Source organism: Tistrella mobilis, assembly GCF_039634785.1.
GTDB lineage: Bacteria > Pseudomonadota > Alphaproteobacteria > Tistrellales > Tistrellaceae > Tistrella > Tistrella mobilis.
The window spans coordinates 82,554-106,443 of the sequence record NZ_JBBIAB010000008.1; the positions used below are offsets into that span (position 1 = coordinate 82,554).

Here is a 23,890-nt window from a genome sequence, read left to right on the forward strand (position 1 = left end):
TGGCATCAGCCGGCGGCGAGCCTGTCCAGGATCGCCGCCACCAGCACCGCCGGGGCGTCGGTCTGCACCAGATGACCGGCACCTGCAATGCCGGTGAAGCCGCAGCCGATGGCCCGGGCCAGATCGCGCCCCTGCGCGGCCGGCAGCCAGCGGTCCTCCAGCCCCCACAGCACCTGGGCCGGGCAGCGCAGACGGCCCAGATGCGGCACGGCCTTGTCGGTCGCGGCCGGGTCCATCTGCGCGATCTGGGCATAGAAGGCCCGGCGGCCATCGGCATCTCCCCAGGCATCCAGAATGTCGGCCAGGATGTCGTCCGGGATCGGCCTGTGGGCGGCCTCGGCCACATAGGCCGCCACCAGCGCCCGGTGCAGATGGTCGGGCAGGCCGGCGAAAGCCGCCTCGTGGTTGCGGACATGGGTGACGAAGGGGGAGCCCCAGGGCCGGAGCATCACCGCATCCGCCAGGATCAGCCCCGCCATCTCCAGCCCGCGGAGCAGATGGGCGCGGAGCGCGGTCGCACCGCCGAAGTCGTGGGCGACGACCAGCGGCGGCCCGTCGAGGGTCAGATGGGCCACCCAGTCGGCCAGGATCCGGTCCTGAACATGGAGCGAGACATCCGATCCGGCGGGCACCCGCGACTGGCCATAGCCGGCCAGATCGAGCAGATGAACTCGGGCCCGCGGTGCGAGCGCTGCGGCGACCGGTGCCCAGACCGCCGCGTTGAACGGGGTGCCGTGGATCAGCACGAGATCCGGCCCGCTCTCTCCGAAACGGTCCCAGGCGATGGTGCCGGCGGGATGGTCGAAGCGACGGCAGAGCGGCAGGTTGTGACGCATGATCGGCCTCCGGTCGAAGATGGGGATGCCCCAGCCAACCACGGTGCCTGCCGGTGCGGCCAATTCAATGGCCTGATCCGATGATGACCGATGCTGATCTTCAGCCGCCGCAGAAGCCGAGCATCGCGGCCAGCCAGCATTCCACCCGGCGGCGGTTGGTGCCCATGTCCCAGCGGCCGATGCGGGATCGCGACAGGATCACCGGTGCTGCCGCGATGCGACCGTCCGGCATCGGCACCGGCATGGCCCAGAGCGAGATGTCGTCGGTGAAGCGGCAGATCCGGGTGCGCTGGATGGCGTCGATCCGGTAGAGCGTGGTATCGGCGGCCAGGATCCGGCTGCGCGGCTGCGCCCGCACGCAGCGTGCCATGGCGGCGAGCAGACGGTCGGGTCCCGCCTGAAGCGGCCCGGTCGGGATATGCGGTCGCACGCGGAGCGCGCCTTCAGGGGCGGCCAGGCACCAGCCGGGCTTGCGGTCGCCGCTGAAGGCCGGAAGGTCGAACAGCTCGGGCGCGAGCGAACTATCGTCCAGAGGCATCGGAGGTAGGCTCCTCGGGCGGCGGGGCCCGCGGCTTCAGGAGAAGGGCATCTCCTGGCGCCGCTGGCGCAGCCAGTCGACGTAATGATCGATGAAGGCACGGACCTTCGCCGACAGATGCCGGTTATGTGGATATACCGCGTAGATATCGACGGGGGGCGGTGCGAATTCCGTGAGCACTGCCTCAAGGCGCCCGGCTGCGACGTCCGAGCCGATGATGAAGGCGGGCAGACGGGCGACGCCGGCGCCGGCAAGGGCGGCGTCGCACAGGATCTGGCCGTTATTGGCGTTGAGGGTGCCGGAGATCCGGACGGCAAGGGTTTCGCCGCCATCGGCGGACCGGAAGCGCCACTCGTTGCGGGTGGAGAGATAGGCATATTCCAGACAATTGTGCCGCGAGAGGTCGCGCGGATGGCGGGGCCGGCCATTGGCCTGCCAGTAGGCCGGGGTGGCGACGATCATCGTCCGGCTTTCCGCCAGCTTGCGGGCAATCAGGCTGCTGTCGGCCAGATTGCCGATGCGCACCACCAGGTCATAGCCTTCCTCGACCACATCGACGAACCGGTCGTCGAGCGAGACCTCGACCCGGACATGGGGGTGGGCCTCCATGAAGCCGGGCAGGCAGGGGGCCAGATGCAGCACACCGAACGACATCGGTGCATTGATGCGCAGCGTGCCGCGCGGTTCGTCCTGCAGGCGGCCGACCTCCAGATCGGCCTCTTCCGCCTCGCGCAGGATGCGGGCGCAATGGCGGTAATAGACCTCGCCCATTTCGGTGAGGCTGAGCCGGCGGGTGGTGCGGTTCAGCAGCCGCGCACCCAGCCTGTCCTCCAGCCGGCCGATATGCTTGGAGACGGCGGATTTCGACAGGCCCAGCGCCCGGGCGGCGGATGAGAAGCTCTGCGCCTCCACCACCCGCGCAAAGACCGCCATGCTGGTCAGATGGTCCATGCCGCCCTCATCGCGCACCGTTTCCCTCAGGCTGACAATTCATTTCCATTGTTGCCGGTGGTGCGCAAAACCGCCAGTGCTACATTTGAGGGGACGACGGGGGCGGGGCCGCCTGCAGGCCACCCCCGACATCCTCATCAACCGGGAATGACGGCGATGACCAAGGTTCTGGTTCTCTACTACAGCACGTATGGCCATATCGAGACCATGGCCGGCGCCGTGGCCGCCGGCGCCGCCGAGGTGGACGGCGTCGAGGTGACCGTGAAGCGGGTGCCCGAGCTGATGCCGCGCGACGTGGCCGAAAAGGCGGGCGCCAAGCTCGATCAGGCGGCCGAGGTGGCCTCCCCCGCCGAGCTTGCGGATTACGATGCGATCATCTTCGGCGCGCCCACCCGTTTCGGCAATGTCGCCTCGCAGATGCGCAACTTCCTCGACCAGACCGGCGGCCTCTGGGCCCAGGGCAAGCTGCTCGGCAAGGTCGGCAGCGTGTTCGTGTCGACCGGCACCGGCGGCGGCAACGAATCGACCGCGCTGACGCTGTGGCCGACGCTCGCCCATCACGGCATGGTCATCGTCGGTCTGCCCTATGCGGTGGCGCCCGAGCTGGCCGATATCTCGGAAGTGAGGGGTGGCAGCCCCTATGGCGCCGGCACCATCGCCGGCCCCGACGGCAGCCGCACGCCGAGCGAAAAGGAACTCTCCACCGCCCGCGCCCAGGGCCGCCACGTCGCCGGCATCGCGAAGAAGCTGGCCGCCGGCTGATGTCCGCCTGACCCATATGCCGCCGCCTGTGCCGTTCCGCAGGCGGCGGTTCCTTCAACCTTCAGCCATCCCCGGGGAGACCGCTCATGGGCGTGATGATCGACGGCGTCTGGCACGACCGCTGGTACGACACCGCAAAGACCGGCGGCCGCTTCGAACGCGAAGCCAGCCGTTTCCGCGACCGGCTTGCGACCGAACCCGGCGGCGAGGGCCTGCCGGCCGAACCCGGGCGCTACCATCTCTATGTCTCGCTCGCCTGTCCCTGGGCGCATCGCACGCTGATCTGGCGGCGGCTGAAGCGGCTGGAGGGGGCGATTTCGGTGAGCGTGGTCGACCCGCGCATGGGCAGTGCCGGCTGGACGTTCGGCGCGCCCGCCGAAGCGGGCGACGAGGCCGCGCCCTTTGCCGGTGCAACCGGCGACGCCCTGTTCGGCAACCGGGCCCTGCACGAGGTCTATGCCCGCGCCAACCCGTCATACAGCGGCCGGGTGACCGTGCCGGTGCTCTGGGACAAGCTGCGCGGGACCATCGTCAACAATGAAAGCGCCGAGATCGTGCGCATGTTCGACCGCGCCTTCGACCATCTGGCGCCCGAGCACGGCAATCCCGGCCTGATCCTGTGCCCGGATGCGTTGCGCGACGAGATCGACGCGGTCAATGCCGATGTCTATGACCGGATCAACAACGGCGTCTACAAGGCGGGTTTCGCCACCACCCAGGACGCCTATGAGGCGGCGGTGGTGCCGCTGTTCGAAGCGCTGGATCGCATGGAAGCCCGGCTGGCCGACGGGCAGGGCTGGCTGGTCGGCGGCCGGATGACCGAGGCGGATCTGCGCCTGTTCACCACGCTGGTGCGCTTCGACCCGGTCTATCACGGGCATTTCAAGTGCAACCTGCGCCGCATCGCCGATTATCCGATGCTGACCGCGCTCACCGCCCGGCTGCTCGCGGTGCCGGCGATCCGCGAGACGGTCGACGATGCCCATATCCGCTGGCACTATTACTGGAGCCATACGACCATCAACCCGACCCGGGTGGTGCCGCTCGGCCCGGCGGAGCCGCCGCGCCTCGATCCGTCATGGCCCGCGCCTGCGCTCGACTGAGCGCCATCCCCCGGCATCCCGCTTCCGTTGCATCGCACAACCGGTGCGCCCATCCGGTATACCAGCATGAAGCGCCGGCGTGTGTTGCAGCGGCGTTGACGCTCCCCGGAAAGCTGGCATAGGCTTTCGGAAATCCGCGGGCAGGAGGAGGGCCGAGGAGCCCGGCATCTTGGGGGAGATGCCGCCGACGCCCTGGTCCCGCGGGACGATTTCCGGAGGGAGACTTCATGAATAAGGCTCTGATGGGCGCGGTTGCCGCCGCGGCCCTGCTCGGTGCGGTCGGCGCTGCCGAAGCCAAGACGATGGTTTACTGCTCGGAGGGCAGCCCCGAGGGCTTCAACCCGCAGCTGTTCACGACCGGCACGACCTTCGATGCCAGCTCGCGCAATGTCTACAACCGGCTGGTCGAGTTCGAGCGCGGCACCACGACCGTGCAGCCCGGCCTGGCCGAGCGCTACGAGGTGTCGGATGACGGCCTGACCTACACCTTCCATCTGCGCAAGGGCGTGAAGTTCCAGACCACCAAGAGCTTCACCCCCAGCCGCGACTTCAACGCCGACGACGTCGTGTTCAGCTTCATGCGCCAGCTGGACCCGAACCATCCGTACAACAAGGTGTCGGGCGGCACCTATGAATACTTCCAGGGCATGAGCATGCCTTCGCTGCTGAAGGCGGTGGAGAAGGTGGACGACCACACGGTCCGCTTCGTGCTCAACCGTCCGGAAGCGCCGTTCATCGCCAATATCGCGATGGATTTCGCCTCGATCCTGTCGGCCGAATACGCCGATCAGATGATGAAGGCCGGCACGCCCGAGAAGGTCGATCTGGAGCCGGTCGGCACCGGCCCGTATCAGCTGGTGAACTACCAGAAGGATGCGGTGATCCGCTACAAGGCGCATCCCGACTACTGGCGTGGCAAGAGCAGCCTCGACACCCTGGTCTTCTCGATCACGCCCGACGCCTCGGTCCGCTACGCCAAGATCCAGGCGGGCGAGTGCCATGTGATGCCCTATCCGAACCCGGCCGATCTTGTGAAGATGAAGGAAGACCCGAAGGTCAACCTGATGTCGCAGGAAGGTCTGAATATCGGCTATCTGGCCTTCAACGTCCGCAAGAAGCCCTTCGACGACGTGAAGGTGCGCCAGGCGCTGAACATGGCGGTCAACAAGGCCGCGATCATCGACGCGATCTATCAGGGCGCCGGCAAGGCCGCCAAGAACCCGATCCCGCCGACCATCTGGTCGTATAACGACAAGGTCGAGGATTACGCCTACGACCCCGAGAAGGCCAAGGCCCTGCTGAAGGAGGCCGGTTTCGAGAACGGTTTCGAGACCGACATCTGGGCGATGCCCGTGCAGCGGCCCTATAACCCCAATGCCCGCCGCATGGCCGAGATGATCCAGGCCGACTGGGCGGCCGTGGGGGTGAAGGCTCAGATCGTGTCCTATGAATGGGGCGAGTATCTGAAGCGCGCCCAGGCCGGGGAGCATCAGACCCTGCTGCTGGGCTGGACGGGCGACAATGGCGACCCCGACAACTTCCTGGTGGTGCTGCTGGGCTGCGATGCGGCCAATGGCGGCTCCAACTATGCCGGCTGGTGCTACAAGCCCTTCGACGACCTGATCATGAAGGCCAAGACGGTCTCGGGCCAGGCGGAGCGCACGAAGCTCTATGAAGAGGCCCAGGTGATCTTCAAGGAGCAGGCCCCCTGGGTGACCATCGCCCATTCGGTGGTCTATCAGCCGATCCGTCCCGAGGTCACCGACTGGAAGATCGACCCGCTCGGCGGTCACTACTTCTACGGCCCGGGCCTCAAGGACTGAGGCGCGCGCTGGCGCCATCTGCGGCGGCCGGCCGGAGGTGCGGGGCTCCCCACACCGCCGGCCGGCCTCGGTGCATCCCAACTCCCCCGTCCATGTGCCATCCCGTGTCCGCGGATGATGCCGGCCGCGCCGCAGCTGCGGTCGCCGTCAGATGTTCGCTTTCGTGTTCCGACGTCTGGGGCTGGTCGTGCCGACCTTCCTCGGCGTCACCCTCTTCGCTTTCGTCCTCATCCGGCTGATCCCGGGCGATCCGGTCGCCCTGCTGGCGGGCGAACGCGGCCTCACCCCCGAACGTCATGCCCAGATGCTGGCCCAGCTCGGCCTCGACCGGCCGATGGTGGAGCAGTATTTCAGCTATCTGTGGTCGCTCGCCCAGGGTGATTTCGGCCGCTCCCTCGTCACCCGCTCGCCGGTGCTGAACGACTTCCTCACCCTCTTTCCGGCCACGCTGGAACTCAGTTTCGCCGCGATGATCTTCGCGGTCGCGATCGGCCTGCCCGCCGGCATTCTGGCCGCGGTTCGGCGCGGTTCGGCGCTCGACCATACGGTCATGGCCGGGGCGCTCACCGGCTATTCGATGCCGATCTTCTGGTGGGGGCTGCTGCTGATCATGCTGTTCTCGGTGACGCTCGGCTGGACGCCGGTGTCGGGCCGGATCAGCGTGATGTACTACGTGGAGCCGGTGACCGGCTTCATGCTGATCGACACCCTGCTCTCGGACGAGCCGGAGGCCTTCTGGTCGGCGCTGCATCATCTGGTGCTGCCGGCCATCGTGCTCGGCACCATTCCGCTCGCCGTCATCGCGCGCATGACCCGCTCGTCGATGCTCGAGGTGCTGGGTGAGGATTACGTCCGCACCGCCCGTGCCAAGGGGCTGAACCCGACCCGGGTGGTGCTGATCCATGCGCTCAGAAACGCGCTCATTCCGGTGATCACGGTGATCGGCCTGCAGGTCGGTCTGCTGCTTGCCGGCGCGATCCTGACCGAGACCATCTTCGCCTGGCCGGGCATCGGCAAATGGCTGATCGAATCGATCGGCCGGCGCGACTACCCGTCGGTTCAGGGCGGCATCCTGCTGGTCTCCTGCGTGGTCATCGCCGTCAACCTGATCGTCGACCTGCTTTACGGCATCATCAATCCGCGGATCCGACATGCACGCTGATCTCTGCTGCCGCATGCCCGCGGTGGCTTTGCCCCCTCCGGGTATGACCTCTTCCGATGCGGCCGGGGACCGCGGGTGCCGATGAGCACCGCCGCCCCGCCGACCACGGCGCCCGCGCCCCCTGGCGCGCTCGCCGCCTTCTGGTCCGATTTCAGGCGCAACCCCGGCGCGGTCGCCGGGCTGGTGGTGATCGTGATCATCACCCTGCTCGCGGTCTTCGCCGATGTCGTGGCGCCCCATGACCCGTCGGCGCAGTTCCGTGATGCCCTGCTGGTGCCGCCGGCCTTCGCCGATGGCGGCAGCTGGAGCTTCCCGCTCGGCACCGACGATGTCGGCCGCGACATGCTCTCGCGGCTGATCCACGGCGCCCGGCTCAGCCTGCTGATCGGCGTCATCGTCGTCACCCTGTCGCTGGCGGCGGGCATCCTGCTCGGCCTGCTCGCCGGCTATTTCGGCGGGGTGGTCGACACGGTGATTATGCGGCTGATGGACATCATGCTGGCCCTGCCCAGCCTGCTGCTCGCCATCGCGATCGTCGCCATTCTGGGCCCCGGCCTCGCCAATGCCATGTTCGCGATCGCGATCGTGGTGCTGCCCCATTACGTCCGCCTCACCCGTGCGGCGGCGATGGGCGAGGTGAACAAGGAATATGTCACCGCCTCGCGCCTGGCGGGGGCGGGGCCGCTGCGGCTGATGTTCAGCGCCATCCTGCCCAATTGCATGGCGCCGCTGATCGTGCAGGCGACGCTCGGCTTTTCGACCGCGATCCTGGATGCGGCGGCGCTCGGCTTCCTGGGGCTCGGCGCCCAGCCGCCGACCCCGGAATGGGGCACCATGCTGGCCGGCGTGCTGCAATACATCCAGCGCGCCTGGTGGGTGGTCACCCTGCCGGGCCTTGCGATCCTCGTCACCGTGCTCGCCTTCAATCTGCTGGGCGATGGTCTGCGCGACGCCCTCGATCCCAGGATGAAACGCTGATGGCCCTGCTCGATATCGACGGCCTGACCGTTACCTTCGGCACGGGCGACCGTGCCTTCCGGGCGGTGGACGGCGTCTCGCTCTCGGTGGATGCGGGCGAGGTGCTGGGCATCGTCGGCGAAAGCGGGTCGGGCAAGAGCGTCAGCTCGCTCGCCGTCATGGGGCTGCTGCCGCCGACCGCCCGGGTGGAGGCGCAGCGCCTGACCTTTGCCGGAACCGACCTCCTGTCGCTGTCGGGCCGCGCCCGTCGCAGGCTGACCGGCAAGGATGTGGCGATGGTCTTCCAGGACCCGCTGACCAGCCTCAACCCCTGCTACACGATCGGCTTCCAGATCATCGAGGCGCTGAAAGTGCACGAAGGCGGCAGCCGCCGGCAGCTGCGCGAACGCGCCGTCGACCTGCTGGACCAGGTGGGTATTCCCGACCCCAGGGCGCGGATCGATTCCTACCCCCACCAGCTTTCGGGCGGCATGAATCAGCGGGTGGTGATCGCCATGGCGATCGCCTGCAACCCAAGGCTGCTGATCGCCGACGAGCCGACCACGGCACTCGACGTCACCATTCAGGCGCAGATCCTGGATCTGCTGCTGGGGCTGCAGCGCGACCGGGGCATGGCCCTGATCCTGATCACCCACGACCTGGCCGTGGTCGCGGAAACCGCAAGGCGGGTGGCGGTGATGTATGCGGGCCAGGTGGTGGAAACCGGGCAGGTGCCCGGGATCTTCCGCCACCCCCGCCATCCCTATACCGCCGCCCTGCTGGAGGCCTTGCCGGAACGGGCGGCGGGCAAGCGCCGGCTGAATGCGATCCCGGGCGTCGTGCCCGGCCAGTATGACCGCCCGCCGGGCTGCCTGCTGGAGCCGCGCTGCCCCCATGCCGTGCCGCATTGCCGGGCGGTGCAGCCATCGCTCAGGCCCTGGGGGCCGGATGCGGCGGTGCGCTGCCACACGCCGCTCGACGATGCCGGCCGGCCAGGTCCGGCGGAGGAGATGGCCCATGGCTGAGCCGATCGCACCGATCCTGGTGTCGGAGGATCTGACCCGCCATTACGAGGTGCCGCGGGGCTTCCTCAAGGGCTCGGCCGTGCTCAGGGCGCTGGACGGGGTCAGCTTCGAGGTGGCGCCCGGCCGCACGCTGGCGGTGGTCGGCGAAAGCGGCTGCGGCAAGTCGACCCTTGCCCGTCAGCTGGTGATGATCGAAAAGCCGACAGCGGGCCGGCTGGTCATTGACGGTGCCGATGTGGCGGGTGCGGATGCCGCCACCCTGCGCCGGCTGCGCCGGCGGGTGCAGATGGTGTTCCAGAACCCCTATGCCTCGCTCAATCCGCGCAAGACCGTGGCCCAGACGCTGGAGGAACCGCTCGCCATCAACACCGATCTCGACCGCGCGGCGCGGCGGGAGAGGGTGGCGGCGATGATGGCCAGGGTCGGGCTCCGGCCGGAACAGGCGGGGCGCTACCCGCACATGTTCTCGGGCGGCCAGCGTCAGCGCGTCGCCATCGCCCGGGCGCTGATGCTCGACCCGGCGGTGGTGGTGGCGGACGAGCCGGTCTCGGCGCTCGACGTGTCGATCCAGGCCCAGGTGCTGAACCTGCTGATCGATCTGCAGCAGGAATTCGGCGTCGCCTATGTCTTCATCAGCCATGATCTGTCGGTGGTGCGCCACATCGCCGACGAGGTGATGGTGATGTATCTGGGCCGCGCCGTGGAGCAGGCCGACAAGGCGGTGCTGTTCGACGCGCCGGCGCACCCCTATACCCGCGCCCTGCTTGCCGCCACGCCGCGGATCGACCCGGATGAGCGGGCGGTGCGCCAGCCGATCGGTGGCGAGCTGCCGTCGCCCCTGGCGCCGCCGCCGGGCTGCACCTTCCATCGCCGCTGTCCGTTCGCCATCGACCGCTGCAAGACCGAGCGGCCGGAGCTTCGGCCTGTGGGGCCGCGACGGGTCGCCTGCCATCGTGCCGAGGAGGTGCTGGCTCAGCCCTGACCCTCACCCGAACCCTGACCCTCACCCGATGGCGCATGCCCCGGGCCGGTCGTGACATCGTCCTGTCACGGCCGGCCCGTCCTTTGCCGCAGCCTGCCCATCGACCGCCATTGACAGGACATCTCACGGCCACTGGCGGGACCGTCTGGAATTGTCTAAACTCCGATCATTCCAGGTGTTTCCGTCCCGCACAGCCTGTTCCGCCGATGCCTGGACCGTCCCTTATCCGCTGATCCACCCTCGGGAGCCTCTGGCCGCCCATGTCCGCGCTCGACGCCATCCGCCGTATCGAGACGGCCCGCCCGGTTCCGGGCTGGGGTGGGGCGACCACGCGCAGCGCGCCCCTGGGCGAAAGCTGGCAGGATGAAATCCGCCGCGTCGATCCCTCGGGCACCGGCCGCGAGGATGGCGGCAGTGCCTTCGAACAGGCGCTGGCGCGCGATCAGCAGAACCAGGAACAGCAGCGGGGATCCGGTTTCGGGCAGCGGTTTTCGTCCGGAACGCTGTCGACCCTGATTGCACTGCAGGCGGATCCGGGATTTGCAGCCCGGAGTTACGGCTCCGCCGACGTCACCAGCCCGTCCCGCGCAGCCGCGCGCTACGAGGCCACGGCCAATTCGACCGTCCTCGACGACACGGCCGGGGCCGGTGATGGTGCTACGGCCACGGCGCGGGGAAGCGCAAGCCTGTTCGGGCTGTTCCAGAATTTCGTCGCCAATCGCCCCGAGGCGTCTTCGGTGATTGCCGCCTATCGCGCGGTTCAGTCGGTGCGCGCCGACGATCTGGGCCGGCAGCTGGCGGTCACCCGCTTCGGCTGATCAGGGCATGTCGTTGTCGTCTGGAAAATCATAGACGAGATCCGGGCGGAGTGCCCGCATGCGGCGGGCCAGATCCTCTGCCGCGGTCGTTCCGGCCCGGGCCAGCCGGTTGGCGACGGCGACATGGTCGGCATCCGTCTTGTGCTGGTTGAGCTTGGACTGGCCCTCGATCCGGTCGACGAGCACTTCGATGACCCGGATGCCGTCGAGCATGGCCTGGCGCTTCTGCGGCTCCATCGCCTCCAGGCTCCAGGCGGGCTTGGGCAGCCGGGCCTCGGCCGTGGCGAGGAGGGCATCGCCATGGCCGCGATTGCCGTCCACCGGCTGCAGCCGTGCCGGGCCCGACAGATGCACCGCTTCGTAAAGCCAGGTCGAGACCTGGTCTTCCGAGACATACCAGTCGTTGGAGACATAGGCGTCCGGCCCGGCAACCGCGATCAGGAAACGGGCGCCGGCCGCCGCCTGCGCCACCAGTGGATTGCCGGCGGTCAGGTGGAACTGCACCACGGTCTGACCGGGGTCGCGCCGGATGATGAAGGGGATGTGCGACCCCAGCGGATCGCCACCATCGGCCGCGACCGCCAGACCGAAGCCGCGCCTGGCGGCGAAGTCCAGGGCGGCATCATCCTCCATGCGGAAGGGCGGACGCAGGATGTGCATGATCTCCACTCCCTCGTGCCCCGTCTGCTTCTGCGGCCGGTTTCGGGCCGGGCGGGGGCTGTTCTTCCTGGGTAGCACGAGCCCGGGCGATCCGCACGAAAAAGGCCGGCCTCACCAATGGGAGGCCGGCCTTCTGGCAGGGTGTCCGGTGCGGCCGGTCAGACCAGCAGCCGGTCAGACCAGCAGTTCGGCGATCTGCACCGTGTTGAGGGCGGCACCCTTCAGCAGCTGGTCGCCGCAGACGAAGAAGTCGAGACCGGTGTCGCCGAAGACCAGGCTCTCGCGGATCCGGCCGACTTCCACGTCATACTTCGACGAGGCGGTCAGCGGCATCGGGTAGAGCTTGTTTGCCGGATCATCGGCCAGCGTGACGCCCTGGGCCTTGGCCAGAACCTCGCGCGCGGCCGCCGGGGTGACCGGGTGCCGCGTCTCGATGGTCACCGCTTCGGCATGGGCGCGCATGGTCGGCACGCGCACGGCCGTGCAGCTCAGCAGCACCTCGGGCGCTTCCATGATCTTCCGCGTCTCCCAGAGGACCTTCATCTCCTCGCGGGTGTAGCCATTGTCCTGGAAGCTGTCGATATGCGGGATCAGGTTGAAGGCCAGCGGATGGGCGAACTTCGACGCCGTCACCGGCTCACCCGCCAGATACTGGCGCGCGCCCTGTTCCAGCTCGGTCATGCCCTCGGCGCCCGCGCCGCTCGCCGCCTGATAGGTCGAGACGATGGCGCGCTTCACGCCGAACGCCTCGTGCAGGGGGGCGAGCGCCATCAGCAGGATCGCCGTGGTGCAGTTCGGATTGGCGATCAGCTTCTGCCCCAGCGCGCGGCGGCCGTTGATCTCGGGCACCACCAGCGGCACCGCATCGTCGTAGCGGAAGGCCGAGGAGTTGTCGATCACCACCGCACCGCCTTCGGCGGCGATCTGCGGCGCATATTCCTTGGCGAAATCACCCGAAACCGCCAGGAACACGATGTCCATGCCCCGCGCCGCCTCCACCGAGAACGGCTCGATGGTGATGGTGCCGAACGCGGTTTCGGTGGTTTTGCCGGCGCTCCGCTCGGAGGCGAAGAGATGAAGCTCGGTCACGGGGAAACCACGGTCCTTCAGGACCTGGATCGTCTCCTGACCGACCGCGCCGGTGGCGCCGACGATACCGATCCGCATGGGTCTGTTCCTTGGAGGCAGAGAGGTTGATGAGCGCAGGCACGGAGATATGGCACAGATCCCCCGCCTGCAAGCGCGCCGCACGCTAACAGCTTGGACGGCCACACGCAACGGCCGCCGGTATACCGGCGGGCTCGGTTGAAAACTTCTCGGGCGCCCCCCCTCGTATCGCCGGTTCAGTAGCCCAGCGCGCAACCGTCCTTGCGCGGATCGGACCCGCCGATCAGTACGCCGCGGTCCCAGTCGATCAGGATGGCCTGGGCCCCGCCCAGGGGCTGGGCCGCGGCCCGCACGCGGTGGCCGAGGCCGATCAGCCGGGGCATGAGGGCGGGGTCGGCCCCGGTCTCCACCTCCAGCACCCCGCCCATCGCCATGGAGCGCGGCAGATCGATGGCGGCCTGCGGGTCAAGTCCGTGATCGAGGATCCGCGACAGCAGTGCCGCATGGCCGATGGCCTGGTAGTGCCCGCCCATCACCCCGAAACTCATCACCGGCCGGCGGCCATCGCCGGTCATCCCGGCGACCAGGGTGTGGGGCGGCCGCAGACCGGGCCGGTAGTGCCCGGCCATCCCCGGTGCCAGGCGGAAGCCGGTGCCGCGGCTGTTGAACAGCACGCCCGATCGGGGGCAGGTGATGCCGCTGCCGAAGGCATGGAAGATCGAATTGACCATCGACACCGCCGTCTGGTCGCGATCGACGACGCTGACATACACCGTATCGCCGCTGCCGCCGGGGCGCTCCGGGGCGGGGTCTGCCCGACCGCCTGCCGCAATGCGGGCAGCTGCGGCGCGGGCCCCCTCCATGATCTGCGCCAGCCCGCCATCATCGGCGCCATGGTCGTCTGCAGGATCGGCCAGGAACCGGTCGCGCAGGGCGATACCGGCCTCGGAGGCCCGGGCGATCAGGTCGTGGAAGGCGGCGCCGTCGGGGTCGAGGGCGGCGATGTCGGCCGGTTCCATCATCGCCAGCAGGGCAAGCACGATGGCCCCCTGGCTGTTGGGCGGGGTTTCGAACACCCGGGTGCCGCGATAGCTGCCCGCTGCCGGGGCGACATAGTTGCCGGTATGGCCGGTGAAATCCTCCGCCTCGTGCGGGCCGCCCAGCGCCTTCAGGGTGGCGAGCATGTCGTCCGCCACCCAGCCGTCATAGAAGCCCCGGGCGCCGTCCTTCGCAATCGCCGACAGCGTGCGGCACATCTGGGTCTGCGGCATGCGGGTGCCGGCCGCCGGGGCACGGGTTCCGGCCAGGAAACTCTGGGCGGTGATCTCGTTGGACTGCAGCAGCGGCAGATGGCGGGTCCAGTCGGCGGCGACCCGGGGGGCGACCGGGGCGCCGGCGCGCGCCAGATCGATTGCCGGCGCCAGGATCCGGTCCAGGCCCAGTCGGCCATGATCGATGGACAGCCGGTCCCAGGCCTCCACCGCGCCCGGGATGGTGACGGCCAGCGGATGGGATTGCGGCACGGCGACGGCGCCCTCGTCCAGCAGCCGCAGGACCGCAGGCTCCGCGCCGCGGGCGGCACGCCCGGTGCCGTTATAGCAGAGCGGGGCCGCATCGCCGGCGCGCTGGATCAGCATCCAGCAATCCCCGCCGATGCCGGTCATATGCGGCTCCAGAAGCCCCAGCACCGCCACGGCGGCGATCGCGGCATCGACGGCATTGCCGCCCGCGCGCAGCGTCTCGATCGCGGTCAGGGTCGCGAGCGGGTGCGAGGTCGCGGCCATCGCCTCGTTGGCATAGACGGCGGAGCGGCCGGGGCGCTGGAAGTCACGCATCGGGCGTGGCCCTTTCCGGAAAGATCGTGATGCGGGGTGCATTGTGGCATGAATGTGCGCAATGCGCGAGGCATGCCGCCGACCGGCACCGGGTGCATGGCCGCCAACCGTCCTCTGCGGGTTGTGCAATGCGGCAGAATGCCCCATCTTCAGGGCCGACACCGCCCGCTCGCCCTTCGCCGGCCGTCCTCTGGCCGGCCGCCCTCCAACCGTCGACGAATGTCCGCACCCGTGCCCGACGCCGCCCAAGATCCTGCACGCGCCTATGCCGCCCTGGTGGCTGCGGGGCGCATTGCCGCCGATCCCGCCCAGGCCGCGGCGGCCGACCGGTTGAGCGCATTGATCCGGCGCATGCGCGAGGACAGGGGGACGCCACCCCCGGCACCGGCCCCGAAACGCGGCCTGCTGGGCCGGCTGTTCGGTGGCGGCGCGCCCGAAGAGGGCCCGCCGCCGATGCCGCCCGGGCCGCGCGGGCTCTATCTCTGGGGCGGGGTCGGTCGCGGCAAGTCGATGCTGATGGACATGGCCTTCAGGGCGGCCCCGGTGGCCCCGAAGCGCCGGGTCCACTTCCACGCCTTCATGCTCGACATCCATGCCCGTCTGCACGCCTGGCGGACCACGGGCGACCAGAACCGCGAGCCCGACCCCCTGCCGCGCATTGCCGACGCGGTGGCGGCCGAGGCGAAGCTGCTCTGCTTCGACGAGTTCCAGGTCCGCGACGTCGCCGATGCGATGATCCTGGGCCGGCTGTTCACCCATGTGCTGGCCCGCGGCGTCTATGTGATCGCGACCTCCAACCGCCCGCCCGAGGATCTCTACCTCGACGGGCTGCAGCGCGACCGCTTCATCCCCTTCATCCGTCTGGTCCGTGACACGCTCGAGGTGATGGAGCTCGACTCCGCCCGCGACTATCGTCTGGATCGACTGACGCTGATGCCGGTCTATCATGTGCCGGCCGATGCCGCGGCGCGCGCGGCGCTCGATGCAGCCTTCCGGGATCTGTCGGGCGGCGCGCCGGCCTCGGCCGAGGTGCTGGACGTGTCGGGGCGGCGGATCGAGGTGCCGAAGGCGGCCGGGGGCGTTGCGCGTTTCGGCTTCGACGACCTGTGCAGCCGGCCGCTCGGGGCCGCGGACTATATCGAGATCGCCCGTCACCATCACACGGTCATCATCGACGGCATTCCGGCGATGGGGCCGGACAGCCGGGATCGTGCCGCGCGGTTCGTGACCCTGATCGACGAGCTGTACGAACACCGGGTGAAGCTGGTCTGTTCGGCGGCGGCCCTGCCCGATGATCTGTACCCGGCCGGTGACGGATCCTTCGAATTCGCCCGGACCGCATCGCGGCTCGCCGAGATGCAGAGCAAAGAGTATCTGGCCCTGCCGCATCTGGTCTGATGCGGCGGCCGAAGCGGGGTGCGCCCCCTTGCTTCGGCGCGCGAAAGAGAGTAGTTACGGCGCGAGATTTTCCGAACGGAAACGCCGGGTTCACCGGCTTCTGCTTCGGTAAGATTACAGCTTCGTGCCGCAGGGGTGCCGGCGTTTCAATGCCGGTGGATCTGCGGCGTGAGTGCCGGCCGGCGGATGGCTGCGTCGATCCCGGACATACGGGATCCGTGGCCCTGGCGGGCGGTACACGGAGGGACGGATTTCACATCCGCACAGACGGGCGCATGAATGCCCTTCTGTGCGTCGGCGGCGCGACCGGCGCGCGTGACCGTACCCCCCGCTCCTCGCGGACGGGCGGCCCGGCCCGCTCCCGGCCGACGCCAGACGCTGGAAAGTCGCGAGGAAACCCGATGGCACGCAACAAGATCGCACTGGTGGGCGCCGGCAATATCGGCGGCACCCTGGCCCATCTGGCCGGGCTCAAGGAGCTCGGCGACGTCGTTCTCTTCGACGTCGTCGAGGGCATGCCGCAGGGCAAGGCGCTGGACATCGCCGAGTCGTCCCCCGTCGACAGCTTCGACAGCCGTCTGACCGGTGCGAACGACTATTCGGCCCTGGCCGGTGCCGACGTCGTCATCGTCACCGCCGGCATCGCCCGCAAGCCGGGCATGAGCCGCGACGACCTGCTGGCGATCAACGCCAAGATCGTCGGCCAGGTGGCCGACGGCATCAAGACCCATTGCCCCGATGCCTTCGTGATCGTGATCACGAACCCGCTCGACGTGATGGTCGGCCTGATGCAGAAGTTCTCCGGCCTGAAGCCCGAGAAGGTCGTCGGCATGGCCGGCGTGCTCGACAGCGCCCGCTTCCGCTACTTCATCGCCGAGGCGCTGAACGTGTCGGTCGAGGATGTGACCGCCTTCGTGCTGGGCGGCCATGGCGACACCATGGTGCCGCTGGCCCGCTACTCCACCGTTGCCGGCATCCCGCTGACCGACCTGGTCAAGATGGGCTGGCTGACCCAGGAGAAGCTCGACCAGATCATCCAGCGCACCCGTGACGGCGGCGCCGAGATCGTCTCGCTGCTCAAGACCGGCTCGGCCTTCTATGCGCCGGCCGCCTCGGCCATCCAGATGGCCGAAGCCTATCTCAAGGACAAGAAGCGGGTTCTGCCCTGCGCCGCGAAGCTGTCGGGCCAGTATGGCGTGGACGGCCTCTATGTCGGCGTGCCGGTCGTGATCGGCGAGGGCGGTGTCGAGCGGATCGTCGAGATCGAGCTGAACGAGGAAGAGAAGGCTGCCTTCCTGCACTCGGTCGATGCGGTGAAGAAGCTGAACGAGGCGCTGTCGGTCTGATCGGCACCGCGCGCGAAGCCCTGTTGCAGCCTTGCCGAGACGGTCTCGGAAAAGGTCCGCAAGCGGGCTTCAAGCGCTTGATTTCGCGGGGGACGGCGGTTGCGCACCGGGAGACGGGTGCTATAACTGCAGGCGCCGGCACCTCCGCGGCTGATCGAGCGGTCTAGGGAAGAGGCTCAATGAACATCCACGAATACCAAGCGAAGGCGCTCCTCGCGAAGTACGGCGTCGCGGTGCCCCGCGGCGGCGTCGCCTACACGCCGGAAGAGGCGGTCGAGGTCGCCAAGAGCCTGGGTGGCCCGGTCTGGGTCGTGAAGGCCCAGATCCACGCCGGCGGCCGCGGCAAGGCCGGCGGCGTCAAGGTCGTGAAGTCGCTCGACGACGTCGCTGCGACCGCGAAGAACATGCTCGGCATGACCCTGGTCACGCACCAGACCGGTCCCGAGGGCAAGGAAGTCAAGCGGGTCTACATCGAGGAAGGCTGCGACATCCGTCGTGAGCTGTATCTCGGCGTCGTCATCGACCGCGAGACCTCGTCGGTGACCTTCATGGCCTCGACCGAAGGCGGCATGGAGATCGAAGAGGTCGCGAAAGAGACCCCTGAGAAGATCATCAAGGTGCCGGTCGACGTCATCACCGGCATGCAGCCCTTCCACGCCCGCAAGATCGCCTACGGCCTCGGCCTCGAAGGCAAGCAGGTGTCGGTTGCGACCAAGTTCATGCTCGCCATGTACCAGGCCGTGATCGGGACCGATGCGAGCATCGTCGAAATCAACCCGCTGGTCGTGACCGGCGCGGGCGACGTCATCGCGCTCGACGCGAAGATGAATTTCGACGACAACGCCCTGTTCCGTCACAAGGACATCGAGGACCTGCGCGACGAGAGCGAGGAGGATCCCTCCGAGCTGGAAGCTTCGCGTCACGCCCTCAACTACATCAAGCTCGACGGCAACATCGGCTGCATGGTCAACGGCGCGGGTCTCGCGATGGCGACCATGGACATCATCAAGCTGTATGGCGGCGAGCCGGCGAACTTCCTGGACGTCGGTGGCGGTGCGACCCGCGAGCGCGTGACCACGGCCTTCAAGCTGATTCTCTCGGACCCCAATGTCGAGGGGATTCTCGTTAACATCTTTGGCGGTATCATGCGTTGCGACGTGATCGCCGAGGGTGTCGTGGCTGCGGCCCGCGAGATCAGCCTCCAGGTTCCGCTGGTGGTGCGTCTCGAGGGCACGAACGTCGAGAAGGGCAAGGCGATCCTGGCCAATTCCGGCCTGCCGATCATGTCCGCCGACGATCTGGCCGACGCTGCCGAGAAGATCGTGAAAGCCGTGAAGGAGGCCGCCTGACCATGGCCGTGCTCGTCAACGCCCAGACCAAGGTGATCTGCCAGGGCTTCACCGGCCAGCAGGGCACCTTCCATTCCGAGCAGGCCATCGCCTACGGCACCCGCATGGTCGGTGGCGTGACGCCCGGTAAGGGCGGCACCACCCATCTCGACCTGCCCGTGTTCGACACCGTGGCCGACGCGGTGGAGAAGACCGGCGCCGATGCCTCCGTGATCTACGTTCCGCCGCCGTATGCGGCCGACGCGATCCTGGAAGCCGTCGATGCCGAAGTGCAGCTGGTGGTCTGCATCACCGAGGGCATCCCGGTGCTGGACATGGTGCGTGTCAAGCGGGCGCTGGAGCGCTCCAGGACCCGCCTGATCGGCCCCAACTGCCCCGGCGTCATCACCCCCGGTGAGTGCAAGATCGGCATCATGCCCGGTCACATCCACCAGCGGGGCAAGATCGGCATCGTCTCCCGTTCGGGCACGCTGACCTATGAAGCCGTCGCGCAGACCACTGCCGCCGGCCTCGGCCAGTCGACCTGCATCGGCATCGGCGGCGATCCGATCAACGGCACCAACTTCATCGACGCGCTGGACCTGTTCCTGAAGGACCCCGAGACCGAGGCGATCATCATGATCGGCGAGATCGGTGGTTCGGCGGAAGAGGACGCCGCCGAGTTCCTGAAGCAGTCCAAGGTGAAGAAGCCGACCGTCGGCTTCATCGCCGGGCGTACCGCGCCTCCGGGCCGTCGCATGGGCCATGCCGGCGCCATCATCAGTGGTGGCAAGGGCGGCGCCGACGACAAGCTCGAGGCGATGCGGTCCGCCGGTATCGTCATCGCCGAATCGCCCGCGGCTCTCGGTAGCACCATGGTCCAGGTGCTCCGAGGCTGACGGATCCACGAACCAGACCCAAACCTGGAGAGGGCGCCGCGTAAGCGGCGCTCCCATTGCTCAAGATGGCTGCGCAAAGCGAGCAACTTTCGTTCCTGTTCGGGAGCAACGGCGCCTTTATCGCCGATCTCTACGCGCGTTTCGTCCAGAACCCCATGTCGGTCGATGAGAGCTGGCAGGGGTTCTTCGCCGATCTGGGCGACGAAGCCGCGTCGGTGCTGGCCGAAGTCCGCGGTGCCCCCTGGGCGCCCGGCATCGTGCCCGGCACTGCGACCAACGGTCATGCCGACACCCTGGCCTTCAAGGCCGACGGCGCGACCGGGCTGCGGGTCGGCCCGGTCAACGGCAAGACCGGCGAGCTTCCGACGGAACGTTCCGCAACGGTGGACAGCATTCGCCTGCTGATGCTGATCCGCGCCTATCGCGTGCGCGGCCATCTGGTGGCCAATCTGGATCCGCTCGGGCTTGAAACCCCGTCGGGCCATCCCGAGCTGGATCCGGCTTCCTACGGTTTCACCGAGGACGACCTCGACCGCACTTTCTATGTCGACGGCGTGCTCGGCCTTGAGAACGCGACCCTCCGCGAGATCCTGCACAAGCTGCAGTCGACCTATTGCGGCAAGGTCGGCGTCGAATTCATGCACATCCAGTCGCCCGAGCAGAAGGCCTGGCTGCAGTCGCGCATCGAAGCCGACCGCCCCGAGCAGGCCTTCGATGCCGAGACCCGCAAGCGGATCTTCGGCCAGGTGGTGATTGCGGAAGGCTTCGAGCGCTTCCTGAACATCAAGTACACCGGCACCAAGCGCTTCTCGCTGGAAGGCGGCGAGGCCCTGGTTCCGGCGCTCGAGGCGATCCTCGAGAGTTCGTCGGATCTGGGCTGCGAAGAAGTCGTGCTGGGCATGCCGCATCGCGGCCGCCTGAACGTGTTGACCGCGGTGATGGGCAAGTCCTTCACGGCGGTGTTCAACGAGTTCAACGGCGGCTCGGCGACCCCTGAGGACGTCCAGGGTTCGGGCGACGTGAAGTACCATCTGGGCACGTCGACCGACCGCACGCTCGCCAACGGCAAGACGGTGCATCTGTCGCTGACCGCCAACCCCTCGCATCTCGAGGCGGTGAACCCGGTGGTCGTCGGCAAGACCCGGGCGAAGCAGGGCCAGCGCGGCGACACCGACCGGGTGAAGGTGCTGAGCATCCTGCTGCATGGCGACGCGGCCTTTGCCGGCCAGGGCGTCGTGGCCGAATGCTTCGCGCTGTCGGAGCTGAAGGGCTACCGCACCGGCGGCACGGTCCACGTGATCGTGAACAACCAGATCGGTTTCACCACCAGCCCGAAATACTCGCGCTCCTCGCCCTATCCGTCGGATGTGGCGAAGATGGTCGATGCGCCGGTCTTCCATGTGAATGGCGACGATCCGGAGGCGGTGGTCTGGGTGGCGCGTCTGGCGGCTGAGTTCCGTCAGATCTTCCACAAGGACGTCGTTCTCGACATCTTCTGCTATCGCCGCCACGGCCATAACGAGGCCGACGAGCCCTCGTTCACCCAGCCGCTGATGTACCGCAAGATCGCGCAGCACCCCACCCTGCTGCAGATCTATGGCGACCGGATGGTGAATGACGGCGTCATGACCCGCGACGAGGTCGATGGCGCGCTCAAGAGTTTCCATCAGCGCCTCGAGCAGGATCTGGAGCAGTCCAGGACCTACAAGCCGAACAAGGCCGACTGGTTCGAGGGCGTGTGGAAGGGCTATGAGCGGGCGCCGAACGACGACCGCCGCGGCTCTACCGCCGTGTCGCTGGAGCGTCTGCGCGAGATCGGCTTCAAGCTGACCGACGTGCCCGAGGGCGTGAACGTCCACCGCAAGATCCAGCGTCAGCTGGGCCAGAAGCGCGAAGCGATCGCGAACGGCGAGGGGCTGGACTGGGCGCTCGGCGAGGCGCTGGCCTTCGGCACCCTGCTGACCGAGGGCTACCCCGTTCGCCTGTCGGGCCAGGATGTCGGCCGCGGCACCTTCTCGCACCGCCATTCGGTCCTGGTCGACCAGAAGACCGAAGAGCGCTATGTGCCGCTGAACAACCTCGGTGCCTCGGTGGGCTACGAGGTGGTGGACAGCCTGCTGTCGGAATATGCGGTGCTGGGCTTCGAATACGGCTATTCGCTGGCCGAGCCCAATGCGCTGGTGGTCTGGGAAGCCCAGTTCGGCGACTTCGTCAACGGTGCGCAGGTGATGATCGACCAGTTCATCAGCTCGGCCGAATCGAAGTGGCTGCGCATGTCGGGCCTGGTGATGCTGCTGCCCCATGGCTATGAAGGCCAGGGTCCTGAGCATTCCTCGGCGCGGCCCGAGCGGTTCCTGCAGCTCTATGGCGAGGACAACATCCAGGTCGCCAACTGCACGACGCCGTCGAACTACTTCCACATCCTGCGCCGGCAGATCCACCGCAAGTTCCGCAAGCCGCTGATCATGATGACGCCGAAGTCGCTTCTGCGTCACAAGCTGGCGGTGTCGAAACTGTCGGATATGGGCCCGGGCTCCAGCTTCCATCGGGTGCTGGGCGAAGTGGATCAGCTGCGCCATGCCGACAAGATCCGTCGGGTGCTGCTCTGCACCGGCAAGGTCTATTACGACCTGCTGGAAGAGCGCCGTGCCCGCGGCATCGAGGATGTCGCCATCATCCGCGTCGAGCAGCTGGCGCCGTTCCCGGCGACCTCGATCGCGGAAGAGCTGCGGCGCTATCCGAATGCCGAGGTGCTCTGGGTGCAGGAAGAGCCGAAGAACCAGGGCTACTGGTTCTTCATGAGCCCGCGCCTGGACGACCTGATCGACAGCATGGGGGCTTCCGGCAAGCGCGTGCGCTATGCCGGCCGGCCCGAGGCGGCGGCACCTGCCACCGGCTCGCACCACAAGCATGTCGCAGAACAAAAGGCGCTGATCGACGACGCACTGGCGGGCTGATCGCCGGGAACATGGGCCGCATGCGTCGCATGCGGCCCTTCTCGTGCGTTAATGCCTTGTCATCCGTGCGCGGATACGCCACCTAAGCCACGTGTTGTAGCTTCCCGGCCGTCGATGCCGGGACATGAACGAAATCGGGATCGTGATGAGCGTCGAGATCAAAGTTCCGAGCCTGGGCGAATCGGTTACCGAGGCCACCATCGGCCAGTGGTTCAAGAAGGTCGGTGACCGTGTCGAGGCCGATGAGCCGCTGGTGGAGCTGGAGACCGACAAGGTCACCCTCGAAGTCAATGCCCCCGCATCGGGCGTGCTGACCGATATCCTGGCCGAGGAAGGTGCCGACGTCGAAGTCGGTGCGCTGCTGGGGGTGATCGGCGAGGGCCAGGGTGCCGCTGCCGCGAAGCCCGCCGAGGCGCCGAAGAAGGCCGAGGCCCCCAAGCCTGCACCGGCTGCCGCCCCCGCCGCCGAAAAGATCCTGTCGCCCGCGGCCCGCAAGGCGGCCGGCGATGCCGGTATCGATGCCGGTTCGGTCGAGGGCACCGGCCGTGACGGCCGGGTCATGAAGGACGATGTGCAGCGCGCCGCTGCGGCCCAGCCTGCCGCCCCGGTCCAGTCTGCCGCTCCGGCCCGGCCCGCTGCCGCCCCGGCGGCCAAGGCCGCCCAGCCGGCCGGCGAGCGCGAGACCCGCGTGCGCATGACCAAGCTGCGCCGCCGCATCGCCGAGCGCCTGAAGGATGCCCAGAACACCGCCGCGATCCTGACCACCTATAACGAGGTGGACATGTCGCAGGTGATGGCGCTGCGCAACCGCTATAAGGACGGCTTCGAGAAGAAGCACGGCGTGAAGCTGGGCTTCATGTCGTTCTTCGTGAAGGCCGCGATCGCGGGCCTGAAGGAGTATCCGGCGGTCAACGCCCAGATCGACGGCGACGAGCTGATCTACAAGAACCACTACGACATCGGCGTTGCCGTCGGCACCGAGCAGGGCCTGGTGGTTCCGGTGGTGCGCGATGCCGACCAGCTGTCCTTCGCCGGCGTCGAGGCGACCATCAACGCGCTCGGCGTGAAGGCCCGCGACGGCAAGCTCACGATGGAAGAGCTGACCGGCGGCACCTTCACCATCTCGAACGGTGGGGTGTACGGCTCGCTGATGTCGTCGCCGATCCTGAACCCGCCGCAGTCGGGCATCCTGGGCATGCACAAGATCCAGGAGCGTCCGATGGCCGAGAAGGGGCAGGTCGTGATCCGTCCGATGATGTATCTGGCGCTGTCCTACGACCACCGCATCATCGACGGCAAGGAAGCGGTGAGCTTCCTGGTGCGCGTCAAGGAATGCATCGAGAACCCGGAGCGGCTGCTGTTCGATCTCTGATCGACGCGCAGATCCCTCCCGCGCCCGCCGC

At 68.0% G+C, this 23,890-nt stretch carries 20 protein-coding genes; 14 read left to right on the forward strand and 6 right to left on the reverse strand.

The window, feature by feature from the left end:
* Positions 1-5: 5 nt before the first annotated feature.
* The 3 genes from WI697_RS13390 to WI697_RS13400 all read right to left on the reverse strand — a co-directional run bounded on the left by WI697_RS13390 (position 6) and on the right by WI697_RS13400 (position 2,325).
* Positions 6-836, reverse strand: a complete 831-nt coding sequence (locus WI697_RS13390) for an alpha/beta fold hydrolase (RefSeq protein ID WP_345958810.1) — start codon at positions 834-836, stop codon at positions 6-8.
* Positions 837-936: 100 nt separating this feature from the next.
* Positions 937-1,374 carry a DUF1499 domain-containing protein gene (locus WI697_RS13395; RefSeq protein ID WP_062761944.1) on the reverse strand — a complete coding sequence of 146 codons (438 nt, stop codon included), beginning with the start codon at positions 1,372-1,374 and terminating at the stop codon, positions 937-939.
* Positions 1,375-1,410: 36 nt separating this feature from the next.
* A complete protein-coding gene (locus tag WI697_RS13400) occupies positions 1,411-2,325 on the reverse strand; it encodes a LysR family transcriptional regulator (RefSeq protein WP_062761945.1) in 915 nt (304 codons plus the stop codon).
* 156 nt (positions 2,326-2,481) lie between these two features.
* Here WI697_RS13400 and wrbA point away from each other — a divergent pair, with 156 nt between their 5' ends.
* The 8 genes from wrbA to WI697_RS13440 all read left to right on the forward strand — a co-directional run bounded on the left by wrbA (position 2,482) and on the right by WI697_RS13440 (position 10,957).
* Positions 2,482-3,087 carry an NAD(P)H:quinone oxidoreductase gene (gene wrbA, locus WI697_RS13405; RefSeq protein ID WP_041606591.1) on the forward strand — a complete coding sequence of 202 codons (606 nt, stop codon included), beginning with the start codon at positions 2,482-2,484 and terminating at the stop codon, positions 3,085-3,087.
* 86 nt (positions 3,088-3,173) lie between these two features.
* Positions 3,174-4,190, forward strand: coding sequence for a glutathione S-transferase family protein (locus WI697_RS13410; protein WP_062761946.1), 1,017 nt, complete (start codon positions 3,174-3,176; stop codon positions 4,188-4,190).
* Between the two features lie 227 nt (positions 4,191-4,417).
* Positions 4,418-6,013 (forward strand): ABC transporter substrate-binding protein, encoded by a 1,596-nt coding sequence (locus WI697_RS13415; RefSeq protein WP_345958811.1) that lies wholly within the window; start codon positions 4,418-4,420, stop codon positions 6,011-6,013.
* A 151-nt stretch (positions 6,014-6,164) separates the two neighbouring features.
* Positions 6,165-7,175, forward strand: a complete 1,011-nt coding sequence (locus tag WI697_RS13420) for an ABC transporter permease subunit (RefSeq protein ID WP_062761947.1) — start codon at positions 6,165-6,167, stop codon at positions 7,173-7,175.
* 81 nt (positions 7,176-7,256) lie between these two features.
* Entirely contained in the window at positions 7,257-8,153 is an 897-nt protein-coding gene (locus tag WI697_RS13425; RefSeq protein ID WP_062761948.1) for an ABC transporter permease subunit, read from the forward strand.
* Entirely contained in the window at positions 8,153-9,157 is a 1,005-nt protein-coding gene (locus tag WI697_RS13430) for an oligopeptide/dipeptide ABC transporter ATP-binding protein (protein ID WP_345958812.1), read from the forward strand. Before WI697_RS13425 ends, WI697_RS13430 begins: the two co-directional genes overlap by 1 nt.
* Complete coding sequence (locus WI697_RS13435; protein ID WP_345958813.1) at positions 9,150-10,139, forward strand: dipeptide ABC transporter ATP-binding protein; 990 nt, start codon at positions 9,150-9,152, stop codon at positions 10,137-10,139. Before WI697_RS13430 ends, WI697_RS13435 begins: the two co-directional genes overlap by 8 nt.
* Before the next feature lie 260 nt (positions 10,140-10,399).
* Entirely contained in the window at positions 10,400-10,957 is a 558-nt protein-coding gene (locus tag WI697_RS13440) for a hypothetical protein (protein ID WP_345958814.1), read from the forward strand.
* On the opposite strand, the gene WI697_RS13445 is transcribed toward WI697_RS13440, so the two are convergent.
* The 3 genes from WI697_RS13445 to WI697_RS13455 all read right to left on the reverse strand — a co-directional run bounded on the left by WI697_RS13445 (position 10,958) and on the right by WI697_RS13455 (position 14,559).
* Positions 10,958-11,617 (reverse strand): FMN-binding negative transcriptional regulator, encoded by a 660-nt coding sequence (locus WI697_RS13445; protein ID WP_062761952.1) that lies wholly within the window; start codon positions 11,615-11,617, stop codon positions 10,958-10,960.
* A 174-nt stretch (positions 11,618-11,791) separates the two neighbouring features.
* Complete coding sequence (locus tag WI697_RS13450; RefSeq protein WP_296714532.1) at positions 11,792-12,784, reverse strand: aspartate-semialdehyde dehydrogenase; 993 nt, start codon at positions 12,782-12,784, stop codon at positions 11,792-11,794.
* A 176-nt stretch (positions 12,785-12,960) separates the two neighbouring features.
* The gene (locus tag WI697_RS13455; protein ID WP_345958815.1) at positions 12,961-14,559 is read right to left on the reverse strand and encodes a gamma-glutamyltransferase family protein; all 1,599 of its coding nucleotides are present in this window, start codon (positions 14,557-14,559) and stop codon (positions 12,961-12,963) included.
* Positions 14,560-14,778: 219 nt separating this feature from the next.
* Here WI697_RS13455 and zapE point away from each other — a divergent pair, with 219 nt between their 5' ends.
* The 6 genes from zapE (at position 14,779) to odhB (ending at position 23,859) form a co-directional block, all read left to right on the forward strand.
* Complete coding sequence (zapE, locus tag WI697_RS13460; RefSeq protein WP_062761955.1) at positions 14,779-15,957, forward strand: cell division protein ZapE; 1,179 nt, start codon at positions 14,779-14,781, stop codon at positions 15,955-15,957.
* A gap of 401 nt (positions 15,958-16,358) precedes the next feature.
* Positions 16,359-17,303 (forward strand): malate dehydrogenase, encoded by a 945-nt coding sequence (mdh, locus tag WI697_RS13465; protein ID WP_062761956.1) that lies wholly within the window; start codon positions 16,359-16,361, stop codon positions 17,301-17,303.
* A gap of 179 nt (positions 17,304-17,482) precedes the next feature.
* Positions 17,483-18,652, forward strand: coding sequence for an ADP-forming succinate--CoA ligase subunit beta (gene sucC / locus WI697_RS13470; RefSeq protein WP_014746523.1), 1,170 nt, complete (start codon positions 17,483-17,485; stop codon positions 18,650-18,652).
* A 2-nt stretch (positions 18,653-18,654) separates the two neighbouring features.
* Complete coding sequence (gene sucD / locus WI697_RS13475) at positions 18,655-19,530, forward strand: succinate--CoA ligase subunit alpha (protein WP_062761957.1); 876 nt, start codon at positions 18,655-18,657, stop codon at positions 19,528-19,530.
* Between the two features lie 65 nt (positions 19,531-19,595).
* On the forward strand, positions 19,596-22,487 hold the full coding sequence (locus tag WI697_RS13480) for a 2-oxoglutarate dehydrogenase E1 component (RefSeq protein ID WP_345958816.1): 2,892 nt from the start codon (positions 19,596-19,598) through the stop codon (positions 22,485-22,487).
* 145 nt (positions 22,488-22,632) lie between these two features.
* On the forward strand, positions 22,633-23,859 hold the full coding sequence (odhB, locus tag WI697_RS13485; RefSeq protein ID WP_345958938.1) for a 2-oxoglutarate dehydrogenase complex dihydrolipoyllysine-residue succinyltransferase: 1,227 nt from the start codon (positions 22,633-22,635) through the stop codon (positions 23,857-23,859).
* Positions 23,860-23,890 lie beyond the last annotated feature (31 nt).